Source organism: Pseudoalteromonas sp. bablab_jr010, from assembly GCF_016464105.1.
GTDB lineage: Bacteria > Pseudomonadota > Gammaproteobacteria > Enterobacterales > Alteromonadaceae > Pseudoalteromonas > Pseudoalteromonas simplex.
The window spans coordinates 1-709 of sequence record NZ_JACDWV010000163.1 but is presented as its reverse complement, the minus strand read 5'-3'; the positions used below and the strand labels follow the sequence as shown (position 1 = coordinate 709).

Genomic DNA, 709 nt, shown 5'->3' with positions numbered 1-709 from the left:
TAGAATCACGTTCATCTGTTGCGATTTCATTTCTAAATTTTGCAGCTTGTTTTCCGCGATAAGCGGTTTCTGCGTATTGCTCAAGCATATTCAACTTCCTTATTACCGAACTGTATTACTAACTATTTATTTACAGTTCGGTGCCACTCCTTTGCGTAAATACAAACCAAACTAGCTTCACTACCACACGGCCTCTCTATTTACTTGGCAATCTACTGGATCTAAATAAGGTTTTAGCTCCTCAGGGAATCCGTGCTTTTCTGTTATGTCTTTATCAATTTTGAAGTAATGCTCTATCGATTGATATAAGTGAGTACCAAGCGGGATGGATGTATCCATAAAGGTCATGGCTGTGGCGTATGCCAGTGAATCCCATTCACGATTTGAACCACCTACATAGAAAGTAGGCTTGGTGAAGCGATAATGTTTAGGGTATTTTAACGGCACCATGAGTGATACAAATACACGTGAGCCACCACGGGCTGAGCCGACATTCCGCTGATTTGCGCCATAGCAAACAATGTCTTCGTAAGGTAAATAAAACGGTTTTCTAAACAAAGTATGCGGGGTTTTTACAAGGCCGGTATGGCGATTAAAGTAAAAATTATCTCGGTGCGCTAATATGGCTCGATGTTTTAAAGTGAAATAACCCAAACCAAAGAGCGTCACATAGATTGAGGCCATAATCCAAAAATATTCAAACCCATTC

1 pseudogene is annotated in these 709 nt (G+C 40.3%); it reads right to left on the bottom strand.

The features are described 5' to 3' along the window. Positions 1-180: 180 nt before the first annotated feature. Positions 181-709, bottom strand: a pseudogene (locus JIG37_RS17660) (hypothetical protein); the annotation flags it as partial.